This is a genomic window from Pseudomonas putida (assembly GCF_025905425.1).
Classification (GTDB): Bacteria; Pseudomonadota; Gammaproteobacteria; order Pseudomonadales; family Pseudomonadaceae; genus Aquipseudomonas; species Aquipseudomonas putida_AF.
In genome coordinates this window covers 5,821,776-5,845,729 of the sequence record NZ_CP109603.1, presented here as the reverse complement: position 1 = coordinate 5,845,729, position 23,954 = coordinate 5,821,776, and the positions used below count along the sequence as shown (strand labels likewise).

18 protein-coding genes are annotated in these 23,954 nt (G+C 63.3%); 6 read left to right on the top strand and 12 right to left on the bottom strand.

Annotation, left to right across the window (positions count from 1 at the left end):
• Nucleotides 1–38 precede the first annotated feature (38 nt).
• Genes OGV19_RS26290 through OGV19_RS26275 form a run of 4 tightly spaced genes read left to right on the top strand, consistent with a single transcriptional unit; the run spans nt 39 to nt 3,408 of the window.
• A complete protein-coding gene (locus OGV19_RS26290; RefSeq protein ID WP_008095055.1) occupies nt 39–371 on the top strand; it encodes a DMT family transporter in 333 nt (110 codons plus the stop codon).
• A 46-nt stretch (nt 372–417) separates the two neighbouring features.
• Nucleotides 418–1,593 (top strand): NAD(P)/FAD-dependent oxidoreductase, encoded by a 1,176-nt coding sequence (locus OGV19_RS26285; protein ID WP_264311330.1) that lies wholly within the window; start codon nt 418–420, stop codon nt 1,591–1,593.
• On the top strand, nt 1,590–2,402 hold the full coding sequence (locus OGV19_RS26280) for an aldo/keto reductase (protein ID WP_264311329.1): 813 nt from the start codon (nt 1,590–1,592) through the stop codon (nt 2,400–2,402). The genes OGV19_RS26285 and OGV19_RS26280 overlap by 4 nt, the downstream gene beginning before the upstream one ends.
• Before the next feature lie 37 nt (nt 2,403–2,439).
• Nucleotides 2,440–3,408: a metal ABC transporter ATPase gene (locus OGV19_RS26275; protein WP_264311328.1), complete on the top strand. Its 969-nt coding sequence runs from the start codon at nt 2,440–2,442 to the stop codon at nt 3,406–3,408.
• Between the two features lie 31 nt (nt 3,409–3,439).
• Here OGV19_RS26275 and hldE read toward each other — a convergent pair whose 3' ends face one another.
• The 3 genes from hldE to OGV19_RS26260 all read right to left on the bottom strand — a co-directional run bounded on the left by hldE (nt 3,440) and on the right by OGV19_RS26260 (nt 7,991).
• On the bottom strand, nt 3,440–4,861 hold the full coding sequence (hldE, locus tag OGV19_RS26270) for a bifunctional D-glycero-beta-D-manno-heptose-7-phosphate kinase/D-glycero-beta-D-manno-heptose 1-phosphate adenylyltransferase HldE (protein ID WP_264311327.1): 1,422 nt from the start codon (nt 4,859–4,861) through the stop codon (nt 3,440–3,442).
• 130 nt (nt 4,862–4,991) lie between these two features.
• The gene (gene msbA, locus OGV19_RS26265; RefSeq protein ID WP_264311326.1) at nt 4,992–6,800 is read right to left on the bottom strand and encodes a lipid A export permease/ATP-binding protein MsbA; all 1,809 of its coding nucleotides are present in this window, start codon (nt 6,798–6,800) and stop codon (nt 4,992–4,994) included.
• A 15-nt stretch (nt 6,801–6,815) separates the two neighbouring features.
• Entirely contained in the window at nt 6,816–7,991 is a 1,176-nt protein-coding gene (locus tag OGV19_RS26260; protein WP_264311325.1) for an O-antigen ligase family protein, read from the bottom strand.
• Nucleotides 7,992–8,092: 101 nt separating this feature from the next.
• Here OGV19_RS26260 and OGV19_RS26255 point away from each other — a divergent pair, with 101 nt between their 5' ends.
• Complete coding sequence (locus tag OGV19_RS26255) at nt 8,093–8,698, top strand: toluene tolerance protein (protein ID WP_264311324.1); 606 nt, start codon at nt 8,093–8,095, stop codon at nt 8,696–8,698.
• Between the two features lie 3 nt (nt 8,699–8,701).
• Here the strand turns inward: OGV19_RS26255 and OGV19_RS26250 are convergent, their stop codons facing one another.
• The 9 genes from OGV19_RS26250 to putP form a co-directional block, all read right to left on the bottom strand.
• Complete coding sequence (locus OGV19_RS26250; RefSeq protein WP_264311323.1) at nt 8,702–9,793, bottom strand: glycosyltransferase; 1,092 nt, start codon at nt 9,791–9,793, stop codon at nt 8,702–8,704.
• A 45-nt stretch (nt 9,794–9,838) separates the two neighbouring features.
• Nucleotides 9,839–10,612 carry a glycosyltransferase family 2 protein gene (locus OGV19_RS26245; protein ID WP_264311322.1) on the bottom strand — a complete coding sequence of 258 codons (774 nt, stop codon included), beginning with the start codon at nt 10,610–10,612 and terminating at the stop codon, nt 9,839–9,841.
• Between the two features lie 65 nt (nt 10,613–10,677).
• Nucleotides 10,678–11,634 carry a glycosyltransferase family protein gene (locus OGV19_RS26240; RefSeq protein ID WP_264311321.1) on the bottom strand — a complete coding sequence of 319 codons (957 nt, stop codon included), beginning with the start codon at nt 11,632–11,634 and terminating at the stop codon, nt 10,678–10,680.
• A 48-nt stretch (nt 11,635–11,682) separates the two neighbouring features.
• Nucleotides 11,683–13,086, bottom strand: coding sequence for a PIG-L deacetylase family protein (locus tag OGV19_RS26235; protein WP_264311320.1), 1,404 nt, complete (start codon nt 13,084–13,086; stop codon nt 11,683–11,685).
• On the bottom strand, nt 13,083–13,979 hold the full coding sequence (locus tag OGV19_RS26230; RefSeq protein WP_264311319.1) for an antimicrobial resistance protein Mig-14: 897 nt from the start codon (nt 13,977–13,979) through the stop codon (nt 13,083–13,085). Before OGV19_RS26230 ends, OGV19_RS26235 begins: the two co-directional genes overlap by 4 nt.
• Nucleotides 13,979–15,109, bottom strand: a complete 1,131-nt coding sequence (locus tag OGV19_RS26225) for a glycosyltransferase (RefSeq protein WP_264311318.1) — start codon at nt 15,107–15,109, stop codon at nt 13,979–13,981. The genes OGV19_RS26230 and OGV19_RS26225 overlap by 1 nt, the downstream gene beginning before the upstream one ends.
• Nucleotides 15,093–16,850, bottom strand: a complete 1,758-nt coding sequence (locus tag OGV19_RS26220; protein WP_264311317.1) for a carbamoyltransferase family protein — start codon at nt 16,848–16,850, stop codon at nt 15,093–15,095. Before OGV19_RS26220 ends, OGV19_RS26225 begins: the two co-directional genes overlap by 17 nt.
• A gap of 211 nt (nt 16,851–17,061) precedes the next feature.
• Complete coding sequence (locus OGV19_RS26215; RefSeq protein WP_264311316.1) at nt 17,062–17,898, bottom strand: 23S rRNA (adenine(2030)-N(6))-methyltransferase RlmJ; 837 nt, start codon at nt 17,896–17,898, stop codon at nt 17,062–17,064.
• Between the two features lie 185 nt (nt 17,899–18,083).
• Nucleotides 18,084–19,562 (bottom strand): sodium/proline symporter PutP, encoded by a 1,479-nt coding sequence (gene putP, locus OGV19_RS26210; RefSeq protein ID WP_264311315.1) that lies wholly within the window; start codon nt 19,560–19,562, stop codon nt 18,084–18,086.
• Nucleotides 19,563–19,918: 356 nt separating this feature from the next.
• Between putP and putA the strand changes: the two genes are divergently transcribed.
• The gene (gene putA, locus OGV19_RS26205) at nt 19,919–23,872 is read left to right on the top strand and encodes a trifunctional transcriptional regulator/proline dehydrogenase/L-glutamate gamma-semialdehyde dehydrogenase (protein ID WP_264311314.1); all 3,954 of its coding nucleotides are present in this window, start codon (nt 19,919–19,921) and stop codon (nt 23,870–23,872) included.
• Nucleotides 23,873–23,954 lie beyond the last annotated feature (82 nt).

Below are 23,954 nucleotides of genomic sequence, written 5' to 3'. Positions count from 1 at the left end.
ACCGTCTAGAATGCCCAACCAGTCACCGGAGAATCGCCATGAATGCCTACACCTACCTCGCCATCGCCATCTGCGCCGAAGTCATCGCCACCGCCTCCATGAAAGCGGTGAAGGGCCTGAGCACGCCGCTGCCTTTGCTGTTGATGGTGGTCGGTTATGGCATCGCCTTCTGGATGTTGACCCTGGTGGTGCGCAGCATTCCGGTGGGTATCGCTTATGCCATCTGGTCGGGACTGGGGATCGTGCTGATCAGCGTGGCGGCACTGGTGATTTATGGGCAGAAGCTGGATGTGCCGGCAATGCTGGGCATGGCGATGATCGTGGGCGGGGTGGTTGTGATTCAGCTGTTTTCGAAAACTGCCGGGCATTGATACGGGCTGTATACTTGCCAGCTGTCCCAGTCTTCGAGGTACCGCCATGCCAACCGCCATTTCCACTGACGTGCTGATCGTCGGCGCCGGGGTCGCAGGCCTCTGGCTCAATGCCCGGTTGCGCCGCCAGGGGTATTCGACCGTGCTGGTGGAACGCGCCAGCCTCGGTGGCGAGCAAACCATCAAGTCCCAGGGCATCATCCACGGCGGCACCAAATACGCGCTGCACGGCGCCCTGACCGGCGCGTCGGAAGCCATTGCCGACATGCCGCGCCGCTGGCGCGAAGCCTTGGCTGGCGATGGCGAGCTGCCGCTGGGCAAGACCCGCCTGCTGTCCGATGCGCACTACCTCTGGTCCCCCGGCACTCTGGCCGGCAACCTGACCAGTTTCTTCGCCAGCAAGGCCGTGCGCGGCCGCGTCGATCAGGTCAAGGGTGAGCAACTGCCGCCTGCCCTGCAGGACCGTGCCTTCAAGGGCAAGGTCTATCGCCTGGCCGAGCTGGTCATCGACGTGCCCAGCCTGCTGGCCAACCTGGCTGAGCTGGCCGGCGACAGCCTGCTTGCTGGCGAGCGTATCGAACCCCTGCGTGAAGGCGATGAGCTGGTTGGCCTGCGCGTGGACGACCGTGAAATCCGTGCACAACGTATCGTGCTCAGCGCTGGCGCCGGCACCGAAGACATACTGCAAGCCCTGGGCCTGAACCAGCCGGCTATGCAACGCCGCCCCTTGCACATGGTCATGGCCAAGGGGCCGAACCTCAAGCCTTTGTATGCACACTGCCTGGGCGGTGGGCCCAAGCCGCGCGTCACCATTACCACCCACCCGGCGGCCGACGGCCAGTGGGTCTGGTACCTCGGCGGCGACCTGGCCGAAGCCGATGGCGTGGCCCGCGAGCCAGCCGCGCAGATTGCAGCGGCGCAAAAGGAAATCGCCAACCTGCTGCCTTGGGTCGACCAAGGCCAGGTACGCTGGGCAACCTTGCGTGTCGATCGCGCCGAGCCTGCGCAATCCGGCCTGGTGCGCCCGGATAACGCCTTCATCGCTGACCAGCAACGTCTGCTGGTTGGCTGGCCGACCAAGCTGGCACTGGCCCCGGACTTCAGCGACCGGGTAATCGCCATGCTGGAGCGCGACGGCATCCGCCCAACTGCGCAGGCCGACCTCGCCGGCCTGCCCCGCCCTGCGCTGGGCGTGCCAGCCTGGGAGCAACTGCTGCCATGAGCCTGCCGACCCTGCACGACTTCCATCGCCCCCTGGGCAGCACCGGCCTCACGGTCTCGCCGCTGGGCCTGGGCACGGTCAAACTTGGCCGCGACCAGGGCGTGAAATACCCCACCGGCTTCACCATCCCCGGCGATGATGAGGCCCGCCTGTTGCTGGCCCAGGCCCGCGAGCTGGGTATCAACCTGATCGACACCGCACCCGCCTACGGCCGCAGCGAAGAACGCCTCGGCCCGCTGCTGCGCGGCCAGCGTGATGAGTGGGTGATCGTCAGCAAGGTCGGCGAAGAGTTCGACAACGGCCACTCGCACTTCGACTTCAGCGCCGCCCATACCCGCCGCTCCGTGGAGCGCAGCCTGCGCCTGCTGGAAACCGACCACATCGAGCTGGTGCTGGTGCACTCCGACGGCAATGACCTGGCCATCCTTGAACAGCAGGAGGTCTACCAGACGCTTGCCGCGCTCAAGCAAGAAGGCAAGATCCTTGGCTTTGGGCTGTCCGGCAAGACCGTCGCTGGCGGCCTCAAAGCGCTGGAACAGGGCGACTGCGCCATGGTCACCTACAATCTGAACGAGCAGGCAGAACGCCCGGTGCTGGACTACGCTGCCGAACACGGCAAGGCGATTCTGGTAAAAAAGGCCCTGGCCAGCGGCCACATCTGCCTGGCACCTGGAGTCGACCCGGTGCAGGCCAGCTTCGAGCTGCTGTTCGCCCACCCAGGCGTCAGCAGTGCTATCGTCGGCACCATCAATCCGTTGCACCTGGCCCACAACGTGGCCACCGTCGCCCGTATTCTGGGCCAGCATTGAGCCGCCCTCGCGGGCGTCCGACAGGAGGAGGAACCTCGTGCCGCGTACGCTGATCCGCAAGAACCCGAGCAACTTCAAAACACTGCCGCTGCATGTCGAGGCCAGCGCCGAAGGCCTGGTCTACCAGAGCATCGGCATGCCACTGAACTTCGCCCAGACCCAACAGCGGCGCCGGGCCATCCAGTTGCCCGATGCACATCGTTTCGTCGCAGAACTGGCCAACCTGGGCGTATCGGTACGCCTGACCCTGCACTGGCAAAACCGTGATTACTGGGTATTGGTGCGCCAGCGGCGCCAGGACCGCGGCGACGTAGTGCTGAAGCTGATTTCTGGCTATGTGCCTGCTCAAGAGCTCAACTTGCCGCTGCACACCGCCGTCCAGGAAGTGGCCGAAGAGTGCCTGCTGGAAACTCCGGAGGGTTGGCTGGGTGGGCGTTTCAACGACACCTGGCTACCGGCCCCCTACGCCGCCGCATTGCATTACCGCGAGGCACTGCCCTTTGTGCTAACGCCTGAGTCTGGCGCCGCAAGGCCGGTGCATTGCGGCAACCTGATGCTGCTCGAACGGCCACGCGCCTATGTGCACCTGCCGACCGCCTCGTTGCAGCTGATCTATGACATGCGCCTGCAGGTGCCCAGGGACGCCAAGAAACTCAGCCTGTTCCATGTCGATGAACGTCTGGAAGGTGACCAACTGGTGGCCCGGCTCAATCGCAAACGCCCAGACCTGTACCTGATGCCATTGAAGGACGGTCAACCCTTGGCCGAACTCTATACCTTGAAAAAGGACGAGTTGGTGCCGGCGAGCACACGCGGGCTTTACCTGGCCGAAAGCTTTGCCCAGCAGGAAGGCTGGGTGGTGAAGGATGAGCGGATCCGCTGGCGGGATTGGGTGAAGCAGCAGGGGTTGGTGGAGGTCAAGCCCGGCCGGGCTTCACACCTGCAACGGTTTGGCGACAAGGCTCGGGCGCTGCTGGAGCGAGCGCGGACTTCGCTGCACAAGTAGATGTTGGGGCCGCATTGCGGCCCCAATTACATCAGTGCTTGCGGATTTTCTCGACAATCGCGGTGGTCGAGCTGTTTTCGACCAACCCCAGTACCTTCACGGTACCGCCATAAGCCTTGACGATATCGGCTCCCACCACTTGGTCGATGCCATAGTCACCGCCTTTGACCAACACATCCGGCTTGACCTGGCTTAGCAGGTTTTCCGGCGTACCCTCTGGGAAGCTGATCACCCAATCCACAGCCCCCAGCCCTGCCAGTACAGCCATGCGGCGGTCGACGCTGTTGATCGGGCGACCCGGGCCTTTCAGGCGGCTGACCGACGCATCGTCGTTGACCGCGACAATCAGCCGATCGCCCTGGGCGCGCGCCTGCTCCAGGTAGGTGACATGGCCGGCATGCAGAATGTCGAAGCAACCGTTGGTGAAGACGATCTTCTCGTTGTGAGCGCGTGCGTCATCGATCGCCAGCAGCAATTGCTCAAGGCCCAGCACACCACGCTCGGAACCTTCCTCGCGCTGGATCGCCCGGCGCAGCTCAGGTGCGCTGATCGCGGCGGTACCCAGTTTGCCAACCACGATGCCCGCCGCCAGATTGGCCAGCGCGACCGCGTGCGGCAGGTCCTCACCGGCAGCAATGGCCGCTGCGAGGGTGGAGATCACCGTATCGCCGGCACCGGTAACATCGAACACTTCGCGGGCTCGGGCCGGCAGGTGCAGCGCTGGCTGGCCAGTACGCAGCAGGGTCATGCCATGCTCGCCACGGGTCACCAGCAAGGCGCCCAGGTCCAGGTCCAGCAGCAGTTGCAGGCCTTTGGCGACCAGTTCCGCCTCATCGGCGCAACGGCCAACAATGGCCTCGAACTCGCTGAGGTTAGGGGTGATCAGGCTGGCGCCGCGGTAGATGGAAAAGTCCTTGCCCTTGGGGTCGGCCAGCACCGGAATGGCCTTGGCACGCGCCGCCTGGATCAGGCTCTGGTGGTTTTTCAGTGCGCCTTTGCCGTAGTCGGACAACACCAGCACCTTGACGCCATCGAGCAAGCTGTCGACCTCTGCGCCCAGCGACAACGGGTCGGTGGCGAACGGCTCTTCGAAATCGATACGCAGCAGCTGCTGGTGGCGGCTCATGACCCGCAACTTGACGATGGTCGGCTGGTGCGCGATGCGCTGGAACACCGAGCGCACGCCCGCGGCTTGCAGGCTGTTGGCCAGGCTGTCGGCCGCCTCGTCCTGGCCGGTGACACCGATCAGCGACGCCGGCGCACCCAGGGCGGCGATGTTCAAGGCCACGTTGGCCGCGCCGCCGGGGCGATCCTCGATCTGATCGACCTTGACCACCGGGACTGGCGCTTCAGGCGAGATACGCGAAGTACCGCCATGCCAGTAGCGGTCGAGCATGACATCGCCGACCACCAGTACCGGGGCTTGATCGAAACGCGGCATGGACAACTTCATGGGCAACCCATATGAAAATAATGAACAGGGGCAGGATATTAGCACAGGGCAAGCGACGGCTTTATGGCCAGATCGGGCCCTTGAAAATTCCGGTGACAATCGGGGCCGGCACGGCCCCGATCAAAGAGGTTCAGGTGATATCGGCCTTGGCCGGTTCATCCAGGCCCATGGCATGCAGGCGGGCATAATGGCCATTAGCCTGAAGCAGCTCGGCATGGGTGCCGCGCTCCACGAGGCGGCCCTGGTCCATGACCAAGATCTGGTCGGCCTTCTCGATGGTCGACAGGCGGTGGGCGATCACCAGCGTGGTACGGCCCTCCATCACATGATCCAGTGCAGCCTGGATGTGCCGCTCGGACTCGGTATCCAGTGCCGAGGTCGCCTCGTCAAGAATCAGCAGCGGCGCATCCTTGAGCAACGCCCGTGCAATCGCCAGGCGCTGGCGCTGGCCGCCGGAAAGCAGCACGCCGTTCTCGCCGACCTCGGTGTCGAAGCCCTTCGGCAGCTTGTCGACGAACTCTTTGGCGTAGGCATCGGCAGCCGCCGCCTCGATGTCCTCGCGCGGCGCACCGGCCAGATCACCGTAGGCAATGTTGTTGGCGACCGTGTCGTTGAACAAGGTGACGTGCTGGGTAACCTGGGAAACATGGCGACGCAGATTGCGCAGTCGATAGTTTTCGATCTCCACGCCGTCGAGCAGGATCTGCCCCTTGTCGTGGTGATAGAAGCGCGGAATCAACGCCGCCAGGGTCGACTTGCCACTGCCGGAGCGACCCACCAGGGCGATCATCTGCCCAGGCTCGGCGTTAAAGCTGATGTCGCTCAGCACCTCACGGTCGGTGCCTGGGTAGGTGAAGCTCAGGTTGCGCACTTCCAGACGGCCTTCGACCTGCGCCTTCTCGATGGTGCCAGTGTCCACCTCTGGCTCTTCGTCGAGCTGCTCGAAGATGCTTTCTGCGCCAGCAAGGCCCTTCTGGATAGTCGAGCTGACTTCGGACAACTGGCGGATCGGTTTCGGCAGCAAGCCGGCTGCGGTGATGTAGGCCACCAGGTCACCGGCAGTGGAATCACCACGAAGGTAAAGCACCAGGAACATCAAGGCCGCCATGGCCGAGTAGATCACCAGTTGCAGCATCGGCGTGTACAGCGAGCCGGTCTTGGTCATGCGCAGCTGCTTGTCGGTGTTGCTCTGGCTGGCACGGCCAAAACGCTGCTGTTCGTACGCCTCGCCGCCAAAGCTGCGCACCACGCGATAACCCTGGATGGTCTCGGACGCGACGTGCGTCACGTCGCCCATGGCCACCTGGATCTTCTTGCTCTGCTTGCGGAATTTCTTGCTGGCGACGCTGACCATCACCGCGATCACCGGCAGGATGGCAACCATCACCAGGGTCAGGTGCCAGTTCATCCACAGCAGGTAGGCGAACAGGAAGACAACGGTCAAGCCCTCGCGGATCACCACCTTGATTGCATCGGTCGCAGCCCCAGTGACCATGGTCACGTTGAAGGTGATGCGCGAGATCAGGTGCCCCGAGTTGTGGTTGTCGAAGTAGCGGTTAGGCAGCACCAACAGCTTGTTGAACAACTCGACACGCAGGTCATGCACCAGGCACAGGGAAACCTTGGCCAGGAAATAGTTACCCAGGAACGAGCCCAGACCCTGCCAGGCCGCGATCAGGATGATCAGCAATGGCACCGCCTGCAGCAACTGCAGGTCGCGCAGGTACGGCACGGTAGGGAACAACACCGCTTGCGGATTGCTCAGGCCATCGACGAAGTACTTGAGAATGCCGGCCAGCATCGGCTGGGTCGAGGCGAAGATCACGAAACCGACGATGCTCAGCAGGAAAATGCCGGCATAGGGTTTCACGTAGCTCAGCAGCCGGAAGTAGATCTTCAGGCTGGAGGTGTGCTCCGCGGTTCGCGGTGTTTCGGCCATCATCGAGCTCGCTGTTCAGGTTGAACCGGAAATTTTACCACACGCGTCATTTTCGGCACGCCCCCAGGGCAACAACATGGCCAGGCCGACCGGCAACCAGCTGATGAACCACTCCGCACGCGGCGTGCCAGTGAGGCTGGCGGCATCGAACTGCATGGCCAGGGTCGAGTAGACCCAGAAGCACAAGAGGATCTTGCCGAACAGTGTGCCACTTGCCCGGAGGATTTCACCGAGGGTGTACAACCACACGATCACCCACAGCAGCATGCCCGGCAGGCCCATCTCCACCGCAACGTGGGTGAACATGTTGTGGGTATGGTCGAAGTGCTTGCCGACCGCGCTCACGTCGTAACCCGCGCCCAGGCCCAGGCCGGTCCACGGGTGGGCGGCAATCATGTCCACCACGGCGTTGAAGATCTCCGGCCGATAGGACGAGCCGCGCTTGGCGATCAGGTCGTACATGACAATAAACGCAGCGCCAGTGGCGATGACCGCCAGGATCGAGAACACCCGGCTGTGACGATCACGGAACCACAACGGCGCGATCACCACCGTGATCACCAGGGCCAGGATCGCTCCACGGCTCTGGCTGAGCACCGCAAAGGCGCCCAGGCAGGCCAGCGCCGCCAGCCAAAGCAACTGCATGCCGCGCTTTTGCGGCGGCTCGTACAGCAGGAAGAGCGCGGCGGCACCGACCACATAGGCCCCCAGGATGGGGTGGGAAATTTCACCGATACCCGACAGCCGGGCCAGCAGCGATCTGCCCTGCAACCCGTAGAAGTTGATGATCGAGACCAGTGCGGCGACCGCCAGCAAACCGCTACCCAGCAGCAGCAATTGGCGAACCCGGGCCAGCCCCAGCTGCGCCAGCAACGGGAACGCCATCAAGAACACCAGAATGTAGATCAGACGCTTGATTTCACGCCCCGGCTCTTCGGCAGGCGACCAGGCCAGGCTCAGCCCACTCCAGGCCAACAGCAGCAAAATACTGCCCCACAATGCCGGTTGACGCTGCCAGGCCTGGGCCAGCACCTGCCGGGCAGACCACGCCAGCACGAGTGTCGGCAACCACAAGAACAACACCAGCCCTTGCTGGTAGATCTTGTTGCTGGGCGCCAATGCAATCGCCGCCAGGAACCAGACCAGACCCATTCCCAACCAGGCCCGAGCCCAGTTTTTTTGATACAACATCCTTCTCCCCCGATGAATCAAAGACACCATCCATGGTGCTACCGCATTATTTTCGGCATTATTGCCGGTCATTTTGCTCGCCAGACGACAAGGCTCTATTCATGCAATGCTCCCGGCTCACCCAGGTCGACTTCGATCAGCTGACACTAGGCGCACAGGTGCTAGAGGCAGACAGCCATGGCGCCAAAGTCTACCTGCTCAAGGATGGTAATTTCCTTAAGGTTTTTCGCCGTAAGCGATTGATTTCATCTGCGCTGCTGCGCCCCTACTCCCAGCGCTTCGTCGACAACGCCGCGCGCTTGGCGCAACTGGGCATTCCCACCCTTGAGGTGATCAGCCAGCACAAGCTCGACCTGCCAGGCAGAACCGCGGTGCTGTATCGCCCGCTGCCCGGGCGGACCCTGTTGCAGATGTCGCGCGACGCCGACTTCAGTTGGGACACCTATCTGCCACGGTTGATCGATCTGATCCGCCAACTGCACCGCTCGGGCGTCTACTTCCGCTCGCTGCACCTGGGCAATGTCGTGGTCACCCCCGATCAGCACCTGGGGTTGATCGACGTCGCCGACATGCGTTTCCTGCGCCCGCCGTTGTCTGCACGCATGATTCGACGCAACGTGCAGCACATGGTGCGCTACATCGAGCGGGAGAACCTGGGTGACCAGTTCCCCCTCGCCGACTTCGAGGCAGCCCTGCTGGCCCGCTGAGCGTCAACCGCGCAGCAGGCTTTGCGAACCATTCTGAAATGCCTGCCAGGCCTGCTCCGGTGCCAGCGCCTGGCGCTGCCGGGCGGCCACGGCCGCGCTGTCTGGCACGCTGCAATGCTCTATGGCCTCGGCCCAGGCGCACTCGTCGGCAATCGGCAGGTAGCCCCCGGTGTCCAGCAACTGCTCACGAAACACCAGCAGATCGCTGCAGACCACCGGCACATCGGCCATCACCGCCTCTTGTACCACCAGCCCCAGGCCCTCTGAACGCGAAGGCACCAGCAGCCAGTCAAATGCCCGGTACAGCTGTTGCAGGTCTTCTCGGTGGCCGCACAGGTGAACACGCCCGGCCAGGCCCAGCTCGTCGAGGCGCGCTTGCAACACGGCATGCAGGGGGCCTTCACCGATAATTGCCAGCTGCAGATCGGGCTTGCGGATAACCGCCTTGGCAAACGCCTCGATCAGCATTTCAAACCCTTTGCTCTCCACCAGCCGCCCCACCGCGCCAAGCACTTGCCCGCTACCTGGCAGCAACGCCAGCGCCTGCCTGGCCTGCTCCCGGCTCAACAGCGGTTCGACGAAGGCCCGAGGGTCGAGCGCCATGCGCAAGGTCTGTACCGGTCTGCCGAGATCATGTTCAAGGGTTTCGGCAAGCGTGTGCGAAACCGCGGCGATGCTCAAGCGCTCGGGCGGGAGCGCGCGCAACAGGCGAATATCACTCGCCGTCAGGCGCGTCTTGCCGTGGAACAGCACCTTGGCACGCACCCCGGGAATCTGCTGCAAAAGCGGCAGTACCAGCCTCGCGACGCCGACGCCGTCGAGCAGCACGATCTCGGCCTGGGCCTCGGCCAGCGCCTTGCGCAAACGCATGCGCAGCCAGGGCCGCAGCAGGCGCCACAGGTGACGCCCCTTGAGCGCACGCGGCGGCATGTGCCACTCCCGGGTCGAACCGAGCCCACAGCAAAGCCCGCTGCCCAGCAGCAGCCAGTTGCTGATCCGGGCATCGGGCCCTGCGTGAGACAGCACCTGCCGATGAACCTTGTGGATGGACATGTACGGCGAACCGCCTGCCCACATCATATTGACGATGTTCATGGGGTTAGCGCCCCTCTCCCGCTCAAGTCAGGTGGGACTGCGACTTCATTGAACAAAAATGGTGATACCCATGCCGATCACGGCACCCGCCACCAGCGTCAATGCCAGCTTTATCCGATCACGTTGACGACGCTTGGCCTTGCGCTCCACTTCCACGGGCAATGTCACGTGATTACCAAAACCAGTGTGCAATACTGCGTCACCCTCCAGGGTGACCGCTGTCAGATTTAACTCAGCATAGCGACGGGAAAGCGCCTTTTCTCCAGCATAGGCGGCAAATGGCGCACAGCGCTGATAATCGCTCAAACGACGCAGGCCGGGGTTGAGCGAAAACGCTTGCCACTCTGCCTTATCGGAAAGCAGCGGATAGCAAGGCACACCCGCGATCACCTGACGATCGCCCAGGTGGATGTAAGGGCTGTGCACGGACAGGTCATGGGCATGGCTGCGCAGCCAGACCTGCAGCAGGTTCGGGCTGACCTCAAGGATCGCCCGGGAGTCTTCGACGAAGCCTTGGCGATAGAAATGCCAGTCATCTTCGCAATGGAAGATGTAAGGCGTCTTGACGTGGCTGTAGGCCAGGTCGATAGACGGCAGCTGGCCCAGTTTTGGCCGATTGACGAACACCTTGCAGTGCGGTTTCCAGTGCTCTGGCACAGCCCCATGCACGGCTTCGTCACCTGAATCTTCGGTGATGAAAACTTCGCGAATGGGCGCAGTGTTGTAGCGATCGAAACTCTCAAGGGTGTCTTTGAGCAGCTCGAACCGCCCACAGCTGGTCACGACAAGCGTGACATCACTCTCATTTGAAAAGCGCACCGGACTCCCTCCGCATTGCGACAATCGACTTCCAGCACCCGCTCCGTAGGCACGAAAGTGCTTTATTAAATGCCCAGTTTCAGGCGTAACCGCTGCCAGGCAGACAACGGCGGATGAGGCCTGAGCGCAGGGCGCATGTGGTCGACGATGCTACGTCCAACTTCACCGAAACTGAAACGAGAAACCGCCAGATGGCGGCCGTTTTCAGCAATCCGCTGGGCCAGCGCAGGGTCTGCCCGCAAACTGCGAAGCTTTTCCTGGAGGGTCGGGATGCTGTCGTAGAACACCACGTTGTGCATGTCCTGCAGGCCCAGGGCGCGGTTTTCTTCCTCGCCCTGATCGAACGCCAGCAACACACAGCCACAGGCCATGGCCTCGAAGTTCTTGATCATGTATTCGCCCATGCCGACGTCGGCACTGACGAAGAAACGAATACGGTTGAGCGTGTTGCAGTAGTCCTCGCCCGACTTGGTGCGGGTTACTACCAGGTTCTCGACCCGCCCCAGCTCGTCCAGCAGCGCCTTGCGCCCACTGTAGGCAACGCTGTTGGTGCTGCCCACGAACGCCAGCTCGATATCGCGCTCACGCCCCTGGTCAGTCAGCAGGCGCTCATCGTAGCCCTTGGGCACGAAGACCGCGTCAAAGCCTTCCTGGCGCAGGCGCTCGCTGACCATGTAGCCCGAACTGATCACCCGCGCCCACGGCAGCTTACGGTAATGCGCGCTGAACTTGCCGGTGTACTTGCAGGGGATGTAGTTCTGGTAGGCGTCATGTTCGAGGATGACCAGGTTCGGCACCGTCTGGATGAACGCCACCTGGCGGATCTCCTGCTTGAAGCGCAGGAAGAACACGATGCGGTCATAACGTTCAACCTGCACTTCACGCTTGAAGTAGCGGCGCAGGTTACGCTGGTCTTCACTGGTCAGCCAGCGCAGGTCACATTCGCAGTTGGCCGCGACGCCATCGTACAGGCGGTCGAGGATCGCCCGCTGTTCCTTCTGCACCAGAAATAAGACTTTCATTGCGTTCCTTGGGCGCGCTGCGCCATCGCGGTCAACCATAGGCATTGTTTACAGCTCTCGGCGCCAGAACAGTTCATGTCGGCGCACAGCCTTGCGGAAGAATTCGTTCTCGCCATAGGGCGATGGCCGGCGCCCGGCCAGCCAGCGTTGCAACAACCGGCGCAGGCGGCGCTTGAACGGCGCGGGTGGCTGCAGGTCGTGCATCATGCCCAAGGCCATGGCCTTGTCGTGCTGGGTCGGCAGGTCCAGCACCAGCGCGCACGGCGCCCAGGGCTGCTCGGCGCTCAGTTGCGGCGGCAAGGCCACGCCGTCGCCGCTGTCGCCCATCGGCCAACGGTCGTTGTCATGCAGGTGGTTGGCGTAGCACAGCAGCGTTTGCGGCTGCCAGGCCAGCCCCTGCAAGACTTCCAGTACCGCAGCCTGGGCACAGATATGGTCCGGGTGCGGGTCGAGTTGCGGGTGTGGCATTACCAGCACCTCTGGCCGGGCCATCTCCAGCAACGCACGCAGGTCGGCCAGCAGGTTGTGCCAGGTCGGCGCACCATCACTGTCGGCAGGCAGCGCAAAGGGGTTGAACTGGCGGAACGGGCGGATATCGGCCATGTCGGCTTCGCGTGAAGCGGCCGGCACATCCGGCGCCGCCTGCATGGCGGGCAATTGCAGGCAGAAGTAGCCCAACTGCACGCAACGCGATTCCGGCACGCCGGCCCAACGCGGTACGGCAATGCTGTCCCAGGCGCGCAAACGCCCTTTCAGACGCGCCGCCTCGGCCTTGCCCAGGCCCATCTGTTGATAGTGTTCGGCTTCGATCTCGCCGGCAGTCAGGGTGACCACCCAGGTTTCGTCGGCTTGGCTGTACAGGCCATAAGCTGCCAGTTCGGCATCATCGGCATGCGGCGCAATCACCATCACCCGGCGGCGCTGCAGCTCGACGCTGGGGGTTATCCACAGGCGCGGTTCGCCCTGCAGCCGACAATGGCGGCCACGCACACGCAGCGTACCGGCCTTGAGCGATGCGGCCATGCCGGTCAGGTTGAGGAAGCGAAGCCCATCGACACCGCGCTCGAAAGCCTGCCGATCACTGAATTCACCTGCCAACAGTTCTACCCGAGGGTCAAGGAATCGCCCCAACCAGCTGCTCTTTACCCGCAGCTCCAGGACGAGGGTTTCGTCACCCTTGAGCGCCGCGTCGGCCTTCAGCAGCCCACCCTGCAGGCTGGCCGCCACTGCATGGGTTTGATCACCGAAGTCGTAGGCGTAGTCCTCACCCGGCGCGTAGAACAGGTGGTCAGCGAACCAGGCCTCATGGGCGGCCCAGGCCAGCGGCAGCAACAAAAGCGGTAACCACCACCAGGCCAGCACACCCAACGCGATCAGCGCGGCCAGGCCTGCGAGCAGGCCCAGGCGCTTGTTGCGCCGATGGCGCTTGAGCAACTGCTGTTTGCGGCTCACGCCTGGAACACCGGCACGGGGTTGCACCAACGGTCCTTGTACTCGCGGTCGGCACGACCGAACGAGAACCGCAGCGGCTTGCTACGCGCCCGGGCGTCTTCCCAGGCGGCCTGGGTATTGAGGAAGCTCAGCACGCTACCAGGGCTGAACGCCTTGGTCTCAGGGTCAACGCCGCCATTGACGTACTCGACGCTGATCCACTCGGGCGCTTCGACCCGGTATACCAGCTGAATCGCGATGGGCTTGTCGTCCAGCAGCAGCACCGAGCCGATCAGCAGCTCGCGCAAGCGCTCGAGCACCTCGTCCAGGCGCTCGGCACCGGTGGCCGGGAAGCCCCAGCGGCGCTGGAACAGCTCACGGTACATCGCGGCAATCTGGCCGGCGTCAAAGTCACTGATCGGCCGTACCACCCCGCCCGCCTCCTCCAGCAAACGCAACTCGCGGCGCTGGTTGTAACGGAACTTCTTCGACAGGTCTTCATGGGCGCGGGCCATGGCCAACTGCTCGGTCTGCGCCTTGAGGCCGGTAAAACGACCCTGGTTCAGCTCGGACAGGTAACGCGCGCCATGGCGCAGCGGCGCGCCGGCATCGGCGGCGGCCGGCAGAATGATCTCGGCATTGCCCAGGTCGAACAGGCCTTTCTTGCCCGCGCGTTTGAGCACGTCCTTGGACAGCGCCAAGTGGCGCCCCCAGGTCGGGATTGCCGCCTTCAACTCGCCGCCTTGCAGCCAACCCAGGTAGCGCACGGGAATCTGCGCCAGCTCGGCCAACTGCTCGACCACCTGCGGATGCGTGGCAACGCTGCCACCAAAACGCGCCCAGGCCTCGGCATAGGCCTTGGCGTCGATGACTTGCCAACCGCGCTCGCGGAAGGCTTGAATACGATTAAGCATCACGCCTGCGCCACCACGCTACGCACCTGCGGCAGTTGCCAGAAGGCTTCGCGCACAGCGGAGTCGGAGAAACGCTGGTGCAGGCGTTGCAGCATGTGCTCGGCGCATACCTCGCGCTGCTGCTCGTCCAGCGTGGCCATATGCTTCAGGCCTTGAGCCAGCTGCACAGCATCACCGAGCGGGAACAGCACGCCAACACCCTCGACCACTTCGCGGGCACCACCACAGGCCGTGGCCAGTACCGGTACGCCCGCGACCATGGCTTCGAGCAGGACCATGCCGAACGGCTCGTGATCGGAACTCAGGGCAAAGACATCGAACGCCGTGAAATAGCGCCGGGCATCCGGCACCTGGCCGAGGAAATCCACCTGGCCGGCGATGCCGAGCTCGGCAGCCAGTGCCTTGAGCGTGGCTTCCAGGCGGCCTTTACCCAAAATCGCCAGGCGCGCGCCGGCGGGAAGCCCCGGCAACGCTTCGGCAAAACCACGCAACAGCGTAGCCTGGTCCTTGTCCGGGTGCAGGCGGCCGACGTTGCCGACGATCCACGCCTGAGGGTCCAGGCCAAGGGCCTGGCGCGCCGCGTCACGTGGCACCAAGGCAGCTTGCAGGGCCTCGATGTCGATACGGTTGTACAGGGTCTGGATGCGTTCGGCCGGCCACTGCGGCAGGCAGCGGCGCATGTCGTCACGCACCGCATCGGACACGCCCAGCAGGCTCAAGCGCTTGCTGAACAGGTTGGCAAACAGCCGCCGCCCTTTGCGCTGGTAGTCGCCAAAGGCGTGGTGCACGCCGATCACCGGCAGGCCGGTGCCCAGCAAGGCCACATAGATCGGCTTGAAACGGTGGGCGATGCAGAAACTGAAATTGCGCTCGGCCGCAATCCGCCGCAAGGCACGGATGGCGCCGAGTTTCAGGCCACGCACGGCCTTGGAGCTGAACTCCAGGAACAGCACCTCGTCCGACGCGCAGCCCGCCGCGACCTGCGGGTCGGCGGCGCCGGTGAGAAATACCGTGGTGACCTGATAGCCACGCCCCTGGAACAGGCTGGCGTACTGACGGGCACAGTCCAGGAACGGCCCGTCATAGCCATGGCAGAACTGCAGGATGCGCGGTTCAGAGCGGCTGGTCATACGCGGCCGCGCCGTCCTTCACTACCAGGATGTCTTCCATGATCAGGTACTGCAGGTCCGAGCCGAAGAACATGTTCAGGGCATCGGTCGGCGAGCAGATCATCGGTTCACCACGGCGGTTCAGCGAGGTGTTCAGCGACACGCCGTTGCCGGTCAGGTCTTCCAGCGCCTTCATCATGTCGTAGTAACGCGGGTTGTACTCGCGCTTGAGCACCTGGGCACGCGAAGTGCCGTCTTCGTGGACCACTTCCGGTACACGGGTTTTCCACTCCTCAGCCACTTCGAAGGTGAAGGTCATGAACGGCGCCGGGTGATCGACCTTGATCATCTGCGGGGCGACGGTGTCGAGCATCGACGGGCAGAACGGTCTCCAGCGCTCGCGGAACTTGATTTGGTGGTTGATGCGGTCAGCCACGCCTTCAACGCTCGGGCAGCCGATGATCGAACGACCACCCAAGGCGCGCGGGCCGAACTCCATGCGGCCCTGGAACCAGGCCACCGGGTTGCCGTCGACCATGATCTTGGCGATCTGCTCGGGCATGTTGTCAAGCTTGCGCCACTTCGGCTGGTCCGGGTGGCGGGCGCAGGCAGCGATCACGTCCTCGTTGGAGTACGACGGGCCGAGGTAGACGTGCTCCATCTTCTCGACCGGCACGCCACGGGCGTGGGAAACATAGGCAGCGGCACCCACCGCAGTACCGGCATCACCGGAAGCGGGCTGGACGAACAGCTCCTTAACATCCGGGCGGGCAATGATCTTCTGGTTGAGCTTGACGTTCAGTGCGCAGCCGCCGGCGAAGGCCAGCTTGCCGGTCTGCTTCAAGGTATCGCCCAGGTAGTGGTCGATCATCTGCAAGGCCAGCTTCTCGAACAGCGCTTGCATGCTGGCGGCGTAGTGGATGTATGGCTCGTCGGCGATATCGCCTTCGCGCTTGGGGCCCAGCCACTCGATCAACTTCGGCGAGAAGTAGAAACCCTTGCCCTTCTCTTTATAGCGGCGCAGGCCGATGACGTTGGCGTATTCGGTGTTGATCACCAATTCGCCATTCTCGAAGCTGGCCAGGCGCGAGAAGTCGTATTTGCTGGCATCGCCGTACGGCGCCATGCCCATGACCTTGAACTCGCCGTCGAGCATCTCGAAACCGAGGAACTCGGTGATCGCGCCATACAGGCCGCCCAGGGAGTCCGGGTCGAAGAATTCCTTGATCTTGTGGATCTTGCCGTTTTCGCCGTAGCCGAAGAAGGTGGTGGCGTACTCGCCCTTACCGTCGATGCCGAGGATCGCGGTCTTTTCCTTGAAGCCCGAGCAGTGGTAGGCGCTGGAGGCGTGGGCCAGGTGGTGCTCGACCGGTTCGATCTTGACCTTTTTCGGGTCGAAGCCCAGTTGCTCCAGGCACCAGAGGATCTTCTTGCGGTAGCGCTTGTAGCGACGGTTGCCCATCAGGATCGCGTCGAGGGCGCGGTCCGGGGCGTACCAGTAACGCTTGGCATAGTGCCAGCGAGCCTTGCCGAACAGGCTGATCGGGGCAAACGGAATGGCTACCACGTCGACGTCGGATGGCTTGATGCCGGCCTGCTCCAGGCAGAACTTCGCCGACTCGTAGGGCATGCGGTTCTTCGCATGCTTGTCACGCACGAAGCGCTCTTCTTCGGCGGCGGCAATCAGCTTGCCGTCAATGTACAGGGCCGCGGAAGGGTCATGGCTAAGGGCGCCGGACAGGCCAAGAATCGTCAATGCCAAGGGATTAGCCTCTTCATTCGGTAGAGATGCGCCAACGGCCTCGTGGGCGGATGGCGGCTAAAGGGCGGGATTATAACGCAAAGATCAGCAGAGGCACTGCATTAACCTGTGGGAGCGGGCTTGCCCGCGAAGCAGGCACCGCGGTGCTTGGCACCGGCTTTGCCGGTGTTCGCGGGCAAGCCCGCTCCCACAGGAGATTTGTGGCGCCTGCTTACTCAGCGATCAGCCAGTCCATGCGGAAGCTGCCATCAGTCTGCGCCAGCTCTTTCGCCAGCCACGGCAGCAGCTCCTTGAGTTCGTCTTCCAGCCCCCATGGCGGGTTGGCGATGGCCAGGCCAGAGCCGTTCAAGCCCTGTGGGCTGTCCTGATGGTGCACGTACAACTCGACCCGCAGCAGCTTCGGCGCGCCAGTGCTGGTCAGGTCCTGGTAGAAACGGGTCAGCGAGCGCTGATCCTTGATCGGGTACCAGATGGCCGCGACGGTCTGGCGCATGCGGCCAATCGCCTCTTTCAGCGATTGGGTGCAACGCTTGAGCTCGTCGGCCTGCTCGAATGGCGGGTCGATCAGCATGATCGCGCGCTTTTCCTGCACCGGCAGCAAGGCGCGCGGCACATGCCAGCCTTCGCCCAGGTGGACGAAGACGCGCGGGTCCTTCTTCATGTTCTCTTTGAGCAGCGGCCCGTCTTCGGGGTGCTTCTCGTTGAGCAGGGCGCGGTCCTGCTGACGCATCAGGCGGCGGGCCAGCTCGGGCGAGCCTGGGTAGTAGCGCAGCTCGCCATCGGCATTGAGGCGCTTGATGATGCGCAGGTAATCGCCTGCCATGGCCGGCAGGTCGTCGCGATTCCACAACCGGGCAACGCCTTCGAGGTATTCACCGGTGCGGGTCGCCTGGTCGCCCTGCAGGTCATACAGGCCAAGGCCTGCGTGGGTATCGATATAGGCGAACGGCTGTTCCTTGCGCGACATCAGGGCGATGAGGCGGGTCAGCACGATGTGTTTGAGGACGTCGGCGTGGTTGCCGGCGTGGAAGGCGTGACGATAGTTCATGGCAACTCCTGCGGGGGTGGCAAGTTTACCTTGCCTTGCAGGCGGAGTCAGGCCTGGCTGTCGATCAGCGTCAGGCCCATTCGCGGGCAAGCCCGCTCCCACCGGTACATCACAACCCTCAAGGGGGTGTCGTATCGGTGGGAGCGGGCTTGCCCGCGAAAAGCGCAACACCGAATCAGCAGGTGTTACTTGTCAGCGTGATACGCCGCATCAGCCGTCTCGAAGCGCTGAATCATAGCCTTCGAAGGGCTGCCCAGCTTGCTCACTACGAAGATGGCGATGCTGGCCAACAGGAAGCCCGGGATGATTTCGTACAAACCCCAGGTATCGATCTGCTTCCACAAGATCACGGTCAGCGCGCCGACCACGATCCCGGCCAGTGCGCCGTTGCGGGTCATGCCCTTCCACAGCACCGAGATCAGCACAACCGGACCAAAGGCAGCGCCGAAGCCTGCCCAGGCGTATGCCACCAGGCCCAGCACGCGGTTTTCCGGGTTGGCCGCCATGGCGATGGCGATCAGCGCCACCGCCAGCACCATCAGACGGCCGACCCAGACCAGCTCAAGCTGGGAGGCATTCTTGCGCAGGAAGGCTTTGTAGAAGTCTTCGGTCAAGGCACTGGAACACACCAGCAGCTGGCAGCTCAGGGTACTCATCACCGCCGCCAGGATGGCCGACAGCAGCACGCCAGCGATCCATGGGTTGAACAGGATCTTCGCCAGCTCGATGAACACACGCTCATGGTTCTCGGTGACCGGGCCTGCAAGGTCAGGGTGTGCCGAGAAGTAAGCGATGCCGAAGAAGCCCACGGCGCAAGTGCCGGCCAGGCACAGAATCATCCAGGTCATGGAGATGCGGCGGGCGTTGGCGATCGACTTGACCGAGTCGGCGGCCATGAAACGCGCCAGGATATGCGGCTGGCCGAAGTAACCCAGGCCCCAACCCATCAGCGAGATGATGCCGACGAAGGTTGCACCTTTGAGCATGTCGAAGTTCGCCGGGTTCTGCGCTTCGATGGCTAGGAAGGTGGTGTCGAAGCCGCCCGTGGAGATCAGCACGATGACCGGGGTGAGGATCAGCGCGAAGATCATCAGCGAGGCCTGCACGGTATCGGTCCAGCTCACCGCCAGGAAACCACCGACGAAGGTGTAGGCGATGGTTGCCGCAGCACCGGCCCACAGCGCGGTCTCGTACGGCATGCCAAAGGTGCTTTCGAACAGGCGGGCACCGGCGACGATGCCAGAGGCGCAATAGATGGTGAAGAACACCAGAATGACGATGGCCGAGATGATCCGCAGCAGGCCGCTCTGGTCTTCGAAACGGCTGGAGAAGTAGTCCGGCAGGGTCAGCGCATCGCCGTTGTGCTCGGTCTGCACCCGCAGGCGGCCGGCAACGAACAGCCAGTTCAGGTAGGCACCAACGGTCAGGCCGATGGCGATCCAGGCTTCGGACAGGCCCGAGAAGTAGATGGCGCCCGGCAGGCCCATCAGCAGCCAGCCGCTCATGTCGGAGGCGCCGGCGGACAGCGCGGTAACCACGCTACCCAGGCTGCGACCGCCCAGGATGTAATCGGAAAGGTTGTTGGTGGAGCGATAGGCAGCGAAGCCGATCAGCACCATTGCCGCGATGTAGATCACGAAGGTGATCGTTAGTGGATTGCCCATGCGTGTGCCCTGGCGTTTGTTTTTATCTCTTGCAGCCCGCCACGAGACGGTTGCACCCAGGCGGCGCATCCTATGCAACAACGCAAAGCAGGTGCAACCATTTTTCTTTTACAAGTTGCACCCGCCGACGCATTTTCAGTAAATGCCGCTTTTTTGCTCCCTTTTGGAGCAAAAACCGTAATTTTCAGAAGAAAACGCACCGAATCCGACCCTTTTCAGGGTGTGGAATTGCGCATCAGACGAGTTGCACCTTTTACACAAAAAATTAGGGTTGCACCTGGTTGCACCCGAAATGTCCTACAAGATACTCTTGGCGCCAGCTTAGGCCACAGCCGTGGCAATAACGAGGATAAGAAATGGCGACGACCACCCTTGGGGTCAAACTCGACGACCCAACCCGTGAGCGACTCAAAGCCGCTGCGCAGTCTATCGACCGCACGCCGCATTGGTTGATCAAGCAAGCGATCTTCAACTACCTGGAGAAGCTCGAGGGTGGTGCCACCCTGACCGAACTCAACGGTCACACCAGCAGCCTGGCCGACGATGCCGGCGAAGTACAAGCGGACCACGCCCACCAGTGCTTCCTGGAGTTCGCCGAAAGCATCCTGCCGCAATCGGTCCTGCGCTCGGCCATCACCGCCGCGTATCGCCGCCCCGAGCAGGAAGTCATTCCGATGCTGCTGGAGCAGGCCCGCCTGAGCGCGCCATTGGCAGAAGCCACCAATAAAATGGCGGCCGGCATCGCCGAAAAACTGCGTAACCAGAAGAGCGCTGGCGGCCGTGCTGGCATCGTTCAGGGCCTGCTGCAGGAATTCTCGCTGTCTTCGCAGGAAGGCGTGGCACTGATGTGCCTGGCCGAAGCGCTGCTGCGCATCCCTGATAAAGGCACCCGTGACGCGCTGATCCGCGACAAGATCAGCACCGGCAACTGGCAGCCGCACCTGGGCAACAGCCCATCGCTGTTCGTCAACGCCGCGACCTGGGGCCTGCTGCTGACCGGCAAGCTGGTGTCCACCCATAACGAATCCGGCCTGACCTCCTCGCTCACCCGCATTATTGGCAAAAGCGGCGAGCCGATGATCCGCAAGGGCGTCGACATGGCCATGCGCCTGATGGGCGAACAGTTCGTCACTGGTGAAACCATCGCCGAAGCCCTGGCCAATGCCAGCCGTTTCGAGTCCAAGGGCTTCCGTTATTCCTACGACATGCTCGGCGAAGCCGCACTGACCGAGCACGACGCACAGAAGTACCTGGCGTCCTACGAGCAAGCGATCCATTCGATCGGCAAGGCCTCCCATGGCCGTGGCATCTATGAAGGCCCGGGCATCTCGATCAAGCTGTCGGCGTTGCACCCGCGCTACAGCCGCGCCCAGTACGAACGCGTGATGGAAGAGCTGTACCCGCGCCTGCTGTCGCTGACCCTGCTGGCCAAACAGTACGACATTGGCCTGAACATCGACGCTGAAGAGGCCGACCGCCTGGAGCTGTCGCTCGACCTGCTCGAACGCCTGTGCTTCGAGCCTTCGCTGGCCGGCTGGAACGGCATCGGTTTCGTCATCCAGGCCTACCAGAAGCGCTGCCCATATGTAATCGACTACGTCATCGATCTGGCCAAGCGCAGCCGCCACCGCCTGATGATCCGCCTGGTGAAAGGCGCCTACTGGGACAGCGAAATCAAGCGCGCCCAAGTCGAAGGCCTGGAAGGCTACCCGGTCTACACCCGCAAGGTGTACACCGATGTGTCCTACGTTGCCTGCGCCCGCAAGCTGCTGGCCGTGCCAGAAGCCATCTACCCGCAGTTCGCCACCCACAACGCCCACACCCTGTCGGCCATCTACCACATCGCCGGTCAGAACTATTACCCGGGCCAGTACGAGTTCCAGTGCCTGCACGGCATGGGCGAGCCGCTGTACGAACAGGTTGTCGGCAAGATCTCCGAAGGCAAGTTGAACCGCCCGTGCCGCGTCTATGCGCCGGTCGGCACCCACGAAACCCTGCTGGCCTACCTGGTCCGCCGCCTGCTTGAAAACGGCGCCAACACCTCGTTCGTCAACCGCATCGCCGACCACTCCATTTCCATCCAGGAACTGGTCGCCGACCCGGTCGCCAGCATCGAGCGCATGGGCACCCAGGAAGGCAGCCTCGGCCTGCCGCACCCGCGCATCCCGCTGCCGCGTGACCTGTATGGCACTGAGCGGGCCAACTCGGCCGGCATCGACATGGCCAACGAACACCGCCTGGCGTCGCTGTCCTGCGCCATGCTGGCTACCGCCCACAACGACTGGAAAGCCACCCCGCTGCTGGCCTGCGCCGCCAGCGAGGCCGCTGCCGCGCCGGTGCTGAACCCGGCGGACCACCGCGACGTGGTCGGCCATGTGCAAGAAGCCACTGTTGCCGATGTCGATAACGCCATCCAGTGCGCGCTCAACGCCGCGCCGATCTGGCAGGCCACCCCGCCCGCCGAGCGCGCCGCCATTCTGGAACGCACCGCCGACCTGATGGAGGCCGAGATCCAGCCGCTGATGGGCTTGCTCATCCGTGAGGCGGGCAAGACCTTCGCCAACGCCATCGCCGAAGTGCGCGAGGCCGTGGACTTCCTGCGCTACTACGCGGTGCAGGCACGCAACGACTTCAGCAACGACGCCCACCGCCCACTGGGCCCAGTGGTGTGCATCAGCCCGTGGAACTTCCCGCTGGCGATCTTCAGCGGCCAGGTGGCCGCAGCCCTGGCTGCCGGCAACCCGGTACTGGCCAAGCCAGCCGAGCAGACCCCGCTGATCGCCGCCCAAGCCGTGCGCCTGCTGCTGGAAGCCGGCATCCCCGAAGGCGTGCTGCAGTTGCTGCCAGGCCGTGGCGAAACCGTCGGTGCCGGCCTGGTCGGTGACGAGCGCGTCAAAGGCGTGATGTTCACTGGTTCCACCGAAGTGGCCCGCCTACTGCAGCGCAACGTCGCTGGTCGCCTCGACAACCAGGGTCGCCCGATCCCGCTGATCGCCGAAACCGGCGGCCAGAACGCGATGATCGTCGACTCCTCGGCACTGACCGAGCAGGTGGTGATCGACGTGGTCTCGTCGGCCTTCGACAGCGCTGGCCAGCGTTGCTCGGCACTGCGCGTGCTGTGCCTGCAGGAAGACTCCGCCGACCGCGTAATCGAAATGCTCAAGGGCGCCATGGCTGAAAGCCGCCTGGGCAATCCAGACCGCCTCGCCGTAGACATCGGCCCGGTGATCGACGCCGAAGCCAAGGCGGGTATCGAGAAGCACATCCAGGGCATGCGCGAGAAAGGCCGCTCGGCCTATCAAGTCGCCATCGCCGATGCTGCCGAGGTCAAGCGCGGCACCTTCGTCATGCCGACCCTGATCGAGCTGGACAGCTTCGACGAGCTCAAACGCGAGATCTTCGGCCCAGTGCTGCACGTGGTGCGCTACAACCGCCGCAACCTCGATCAACTGATCGAGCAGATCAACAACTCCGGTTACGGCCTGACCCTGGGTGTGCACACCCGCATCGACGAAACCATTGCAAAGGTGGTGGAGAACGCCAACGCCGGCAACATGTACGTCAACCGCAACATCGTTGGCGCGGTGGTCGGCGTTCAACCGTTCGGTGGTGAAGGCCTGTCCGGCACCGGTCCGAAAGCCGGCGGCCCGCTGTACCTGTACCGCCTGCTGTCGACTCGCCCGGCCGACGCCATTGGCCGCCACTTCCAGCTTCAGGATGGTGAAGGCAAGCCCGACCGTACCCTGCACGAACAGCTGATCAAGCCGCTGCACAGCCTCAAGGCCTGGGCCGAGAGCAACCAGCAGGCCGACCTGGCTGCACTGTGCACCCAGTTTGCCGGCCAGTCGCAAAGCGGCATTGCCCGCCTACTGCCAGGCCCGACCGGCGAGCGCAACAGCTACACCATCCTGCCGCGCGAGCACGTACTGTGCCTGGCGGACAACGAAGCCGACCTGCTGGCGCAGTTTGCCGCAGTCCTGGCCGTTGGCAGCTCGGCGGTATGGGCTGACGGCGAACCGGGCAAAGCCCTGCGCGCCCGCCTGCCACGTGAACTGCAGGCCAAGGTCAAGCTGGTCGCGGACTGGAACAAGGATGAAGTGGCATTCGACGCTGTGATCCACCATGGCGACTCGGACCAGCTGCGTAGCGTGTGCCAGCAGGTGGCCAAGCGTGCCGGTGCGATCGTCGGTGTGCACGGGCTGTCCAGCGGCGATCATCAGATTGCGCTGGAGCGCTTGGTGATCGAGCGGGCGGTGAGTGTGAATACTGCTGCTGCGGGTGGTAACGCCAGCCTGATGACCATCGGCTGATGGCTGCGGGTTGTTGATGAAAAAGGAGAGCCTCGGCTCTCCTTTTTTATGGGGTTTCTATAGGGTTTGAGTGTGTGGTTGG

What these genes read in the sequence shown, in the direction of transcription:
- OGV19_RS26290 (WP_008095055.1), top strand. Translation starts at nt 39, where the DNA reads ATGAATGCCTACACCTACCTCGCCATCGCCATCTGCGCCGAAGTCATC.
- OGV19_RS26285 (WP_264311330.1), top strand. Translation starts at nt 418, where the DNA reads ATGCCAACCGCCATTTCCACTGACGTGCTGATCGTCGGCGCCGGGGTC.
- OGV19_RS26280 (WP_264311329.1), top strand. Translation starts at nt 1,590, where the DNA reads ATGAGCCTGCCGACCCTGCACGACTTCCATCGCCCCCTGGGCAGCACC.
- hldE (WP_264311327.1), bottom strand. Translation starts at nt 4,861, where the DNA reads ATGAAGTTGTCCATGCCGCGTTTCGATCAAGCCCCGGTACTGGTGGTC.
- msbA (WP_264311326.1), bottom strand. Translation starts at nt 6,800, where the DNA reads ATGGCCGAAACACCGCGAACCGCGGAGCACACCTCCAGCCTGAAGATC.
- OGV19_RS26260 (WP_264311325.1), bottom strand. Translation starts at nt 7,991, where the DNA reads ATGTTGTATCAAAAAAACTGGGCTCGGGCCTGGTTGGGAATGGGTCTG.
- OGV19_RS26255 (WP_264311324.1), top strand. Translation starts at nt 8,093, where the DNA reads ATGCAATGCTCCCGGCTCACCCAGGTCGACTTCGATCAGCTGACACTA.
- OGV19_RS26250 (WP_264311323.1), bottom strand. Translation starts at nt 9,793, where the DNA reads ATGAACATCGTCAATATGATGTGGGCAGGCGGTTCGCCGTACATGTCC.
- OGV19_RS26240 (WP_264311321.1), bottom strand. Translation starts at nt 11,634, where the DNA reads ATGAAAGTCTTATTTCTGGTGCAGAAGGAACAGCGGGCGATCCTCGAC.
- OGV19_RS26230 (WP_264311319.1), bottom strand. Translation starts at nt 13,979, where the DNA reads ATGCTTAATCGTATTCAAGCCTTCCGCGAGCGCGGTTGGCAAGTCATC.
- OGV19_RS26225 (WP_264311318.1), bottom strand. Translation starts at nt 15,109, where the DNA reads ATGACCAGCCGCTCTGAACCGCGCATCCTGCAGTTCTGCCATGGCTAT.
- OGV19_RS26215 (WP_264311316.1), bottom strand. Translation starts at nt 17,898, where the DNA reads ATGAACTATCGTCACGCCTTCCACGCCGGCAACCACGCCGACGTCCTC.
- putP (WP_264311315.1), bottom strand. Translation starts at nt 19,562, where the DNA reads ATGGGCAATCCACTAACGATCACCTTCGTGATCTACATCGCGGCAATG.
- putA (WP_264311314.1), top strand. Translation starts at nt 19,919, where the DNA reads ATGGCGACGACCACCCTTGGGGTCAAACTCGACGACCCAACCCGTGAG.